The following is a 3,949-nucleotide window of genomic DNA, read 5'->3' on the forward strand; positions in this document are numbered from 1 at the left end:
AAGCTTGATTATGACCCAATTGTAGATGTGCGTCGAGCTTATTCTAAAAGTAGAAATGATTTTTCACCTGCTGATGTAGCACTCGAAGCTGCTAAGTATATTACTAAATTTGATGATTTGCTCAGTTTTGGTGATGCGTTGCCTCAATTTTCTAGGCAAGTGTTGGGTATCAGGACTTTAAATTCTGGTGGTATTGTTAAGGACTATATTAGCCAAACTCAATTAGATTCGATTGATGATAAAATTGAACATGGTGTTGAAGAGAAAATTTATGATGTTGGTGGCTCCTTTCAGTTGGTATTTGATGATACAATCAATCGTTATCGGCGGACTTGCGATGGTAAAATATTTAATGAATCTGTTATTGTTGACAATTAGCCTTTTATGTTATAATTAGTTATATTTGTGAGGTTAACTAGATGTCTAGTGGATTTGATAAAATATTGCCTTTTGAAAAAAAGAATAGTAAAGAGAAGTTAAAGCGTCGATTGCCTTTAACACCCAATCAGTTGTTATCTAAAATTTTAAGTATGCCCTTGGATGATTGGGATGATAATTCTCTTCCTAATAAATTTGTAGAGAGTTTTCCTCATGATTGCCCTAAATGTGGTTATCCTAAAGTGTGCTGTGAGCGCCTTGACACTTATGATGAGACTGCTTCACCTAATACTTATTTCTTTTCTTGTGATTCTTGTCGAGCACAATTTTATGAAAACTTTTGCTATTTTGAATATGACTAGGAAGGGGGCGGCCCCCGTCCCAACTAAGACGCTTGCGTCGGGGGCCGCCCCAACATCGAAGACCTTTGGGCGAGTAATACCCGTCAGACAACAAAGATAAATAAAATTACTTTTTAGACTAAAACCCTTGACTTACAAGGAATACAGCGATATTATTTTTATAATCCACCTTACACAATTATGATAAATAGGAAGAGTCTGGTTAATCTGGAGATAGCTAGGGCGAAACGCTCTAAGCCCAACTTCAAGCGGTGTAATTTTAGCCTCAAACCTGAAACAGTCCAAACGCTTAAAAACTATCCCAATATGAGCAGCGCAATTGATAAAATGGTGGCTTATATTGATAAGGCTAATATTAATTTAGAGGATGATAATCCCCATTCTAAACCGCTAATTTTTTTTAATGATTCTACTGTTAGAACTGCTGCTTTGCAAAGACAAGTTGCTACTTTAGAAATAGAAGTTGAACTTCTTCGAGAAAAATTAAATGAACATAATTATGAAGAATAATTATAATATTCATGGTTACGAGTTTTCTGTCTGGTGTGATGAGTATGGCGATTGGTATTACCGAACTCCTCATGCAAAGTATCAAGGTATTTGGCGTGGGATATATGGTCCTTTTAAAAATGAGGATGATACTTTGATTGCTTGTTTACATTTTACTCAGCAGTATGATAAACAGGGGAATATTAAAGAGCTTCCTTATGTAGGACGAGATGGGTTTGTTGAAGTTGAGATTTGGGGTTGCCCTTTGGATGAAATTTGAGGTGATCGCCTCCGACCTTGCCTGATAGTTTTAGATTTGTAATCCATAAATACACACGATAGGAATTATGCAATTAGAACTTTGGTCATGTTGTAAACTTGACGGTAATATTATGATATCCACACAACCGTATTTTTATTTAGGGTGCAATAATTAGAAATATAAACCAATATTTGCACCCTAAATGGTTAATAGTGTAGACAGTGTAGACAGGGTGTCTACAAGTAAATTCTTTCCTTTAATTTATATTGATTACCCACTAACCCCCCCTAATATTTTTTCTTTTTTTCTCACCTCCTTCATTAGTGGAGGGGGGAGGCTCCTGTCAAGGGAGGAAGAGAAATTCGTTATGAGGTTGGTATTGGAACGAGCTAGTAACCTTTCATAATAACTAATAAGATTTAATCGAGTTCCAATACTTACCGAATAGAATTTATCGCCCTTGACAGGAGTACCCCGGAACGCACAATCAGAGGTGAAAAAAAGAAAAAATGCCCTAGACTTTATGTACTTAAGTCTAAGTTACATACGAGTTATTTATGTGAAGTTACATAGTTAGATATGTAACTTTAAACTCTAATATTTAACGTCGCCAAATTTGGAGGGGGGCTGGCCGGCGATATGTTATTGGATGTTGTGGTGTCTTGTGTCCGGCTGGCTCTCCGAGAAATTTGGCCGAAGCCTTTGCCGTTAGTCGGGTAATTCTTGCCTGCTTATCTCTGCTTTTCTCATAATGATGTGATTGCTATCAGTGATTGCTATCAGTGATTGCAAGTGATAGCAATCTCGACTATACCATTGCCTTTTATTTTGCGATTTAAGCTTTTCTTATCCGTTTATGTACTTTAGTACCTGAAATAGTTTTTCGCAAGAATCCTTACAGTGTAAAGCTTTCAGCTATTATAGAAGAGATTGCTATCACTTACTCTGATTGCAGTGATTGCAAAGTGATTGCAGTGATAGCAGAGTGATTGCAAACACTGAAGACGGTATCATATTGATACCATCTTCACTACCAAATTAATTCATTGAGATTTCTTATAAAAACTTAAACTTTTTCTCTATAGCTTTTTCTTATGTGAGAAAATATGGGGCAAATTATGGTTTAATGAGTTTAAGCGCGGCCACCGGGTGCTGGACACACCAGGCGACCGCTGACCCAACCACTGTTATGCCAATGGAGGGCTTGATGGATATTACACAAATTGACCAGCATATTTTTCATTTGACTCAAGAGTTAGCTCAACTTCGAGCTGCGCTTGAGGCTGACCATCTTTCTGTGAAAGCTGCTTTAAAAACTGAGTTGCAGGTTTGTAATGCTCAGCTTAACCGTCAGCATTCTTTGCACCTTTCTCAGATGGTTTTGCTTGCACAGCATATCAAGGCTTTGAAGACTTTAACTCACCCTAATAATTTTGTACCAGTGGAAACCGAGTCTTTAGATTCAGTTTCCGGTGCTTGTAAGGAGATTTAAGGCTGGTTAAATTAGGTGCGTGTATTCTGAGTTATTTCTTAGAATTTACGCGCCTTCTTCGCCTTTAAAGGGGGTGTTTGGATATTACTGCGCCCGCGTCACGCGATCCTTCTCTTGATACTATAGGCACTTCTTCGATTTCAGAATTGAGGTTAAAGCCTTTACCTACAAGGGTCTTAGCGATTTTTTCTGGAAACACCAGTCTGAACAGTGGTGTTAATTCTCAAGTAAAAAGCGGGTTTGCGGCCCGCTCCAAAAATTTTAAATATCATGAAACTAAATATACCACAGCGATTGGTTCCGGCTCAATTAGCCTGTACTTCAACCAGGGCTAAACGTATAGCTCGGTGTAAGGAACTCTCCTACAAAATAGCGGATATTTTTGAGCGTACAGGTGATGAGGATTATATTAAGTATAGCCAACGTATAAAGTCATGTGCGCCTAATGTTACTATTGACATTGTGGGCTATCATGAGCGCCCTGGTTTTGATGTTGATGTTAATGAAACTGGTAATTTAATTACAGTTCCTTGTATAAAATCCCATCCGATAGAAAGTGTTAGAGATGTTTGGTGGTGTCGCGTTCCCCAATGTCCTGTTTGTATTTCTGCCAAGACTTCAAAACGTCAAGGCCTTTTGTTATTAGCCTTACCTAAGTTATTTAAGGAGCATCCTAATCATGTAGCTATTTTTTTAACTCTTACTCAAAGACATATTCCTTTATCTAATTTGCGTAATCAAATTCAGTTAATGTCCAAAGGATGGAAGAGATTCACTGAGCGTAAAGTTTTTCCTGGTGTGGGTTACTTACGAGCCATTGAGGTTACTAAAAGCAAAACAGAAATTCCTGGTGAAATTTCTGTACATCCTCATAGTCATTCTATTATTATTGTTCCTAAACTTTTTCTTAGTGGTCGTAATTATCTTACTCAGCAGGCTTGGCAAGATATGTGGCGTCAATCTATG

6 protein-coding genes are annotated in these 3,949 nt (G+C 37.6%); all 6 read left to right on the forward strand.

Annotation, left to right across the window (positions count from 1 at the left end; all coding sequences use genetic code 11):
- Positions 1 to 378: protein rep (locus OSCI_RS06840; protein WP_039961836.1), on the forward strand; the 378-nt coding region annotated here is incomplete at its 5' end.
- Between the two features lie 41 nt (positions 379 to 419).
- A complete protein-coding gene (locus OSCI_RS06845; RefSeq protein ID WP_007354155.1) occupies positions 420 to 740 on the forward strand; it encodes a hypothetical protein in 321 nt (106 codons plus the stop codon).
- A gap of 306 nt (positions 741 to 1,046) precedes the next feature.
- Entirely contained in the window at positions 1,047 to 1,250 is a 204-nt protein-coding gene (locus OSCI_RS29700; RefSeq protein WP_007354156.1) for a hypothetical protein, read from the forward strand.
- Positions 1,240 to 1,509 carry a hypothetical protein gene (locus OSCI_RS06855; RefSeq protein WP_007354157.1) on the forward strand — a complete coding sequence of 90 codons (270 nt, stop codon included), beginning with the start codon at positions 1,240 to 1,242 and terminating at the stop codon, positions 1,507 to 1,509. The genes OSCI_RS29700 and OSCI_RS06855 overlap by 11 nt, the downstream gene beginning before the upstream one ends.
- A gap of 1,189 nt (positions 1,510 to 2,698) precedes the next feature.
- Positions 2,699 to 2,983, forward strand: a complete 285-nt coding sequence (locus OSCI_RS06860) for a hypothetical protein (protein WP_157135545.1) — start codon at positions 2,699 to 2,701, stop codon at positions 2,981 to 2,983.
- A gap of 270 nt (positions 2,984 to 3,253) precedes the next feature.
- On the forward strand, positions 3,254 to 3,949 hold a 696-nt coding region (locus OSCI_RS06865; RefSeq protein WP_039961843.1), incomplete at its 3' end, for a protein rep.

The organism is Kamptonema sp. PCC 6506, from assembly GCF_000180455.1.
Taxonomy (GTDB): Bacteria; Cyanobacteriota; Cyanobacteriia; order Cyanobacteriales; family Microcoleaceae; genus Kamptonema; species Kamptonema formosum.